Consider the following 428-nt stretch of genomic DNA (forward strand, 5'->3'; position numbering starts at 1 on the left):
ACTCCCGTCATCTCGGCATGGTCGCAGGCCGGGGCCACCTCGACGACGTCTGCGCCCACGAGGTTGAGACCGCGGAAACCGCGCAGGATCTCCAGCAGTTCGCGGCTGGTCATGCCGCCGGCCTCGGGCGTGCCGGTGCCGGGTGCGTGGGCCGGATCGAGCACGTCGATGTCGATCGACAGGTAGACCGGCCGGTTGCCGACGCGTTGGCGCAGCTTGTCGACGACCTCCCGCACGCCCGGGTAGTAGACGTCCGAGGAGGTGACGATGCCGAACCCGAAACGTCGGTCGTCCTCGAGGTCCTTCTTGCCGTACAGCGGACCGCGGGTGCCGACGTGCGACAGCGCCTCGGTGTCGAGGATGCCTTCCTCGACCGCGCGGCGGAACGGGGTGCCGTGAGTGTACTCGGCGCCGAAATAGGTGTCCCA

Annotated in this window: 1 protein-coding gene; it reads right to left on the reverse strand. The window is 68.9% G+C overall.

From position 1 onward, the window contains the following. The coding region (locus GPA21_RS20480; RefSeq protein WP_211163761.1) for an arginase family protein at window positions 1–428 on the reverse strand (428 nt) is incomplete at both ends.

Source organism: Azoarcus taiwanensis, assembly GCF_012910885.1.
GTDB lineage: Bacteria > Pseudomonadota > Gammaproteobacteria > Burkholderiales > Rhodocyclaceae > Azoarcus_F > Azoarcus_F taiwanensis.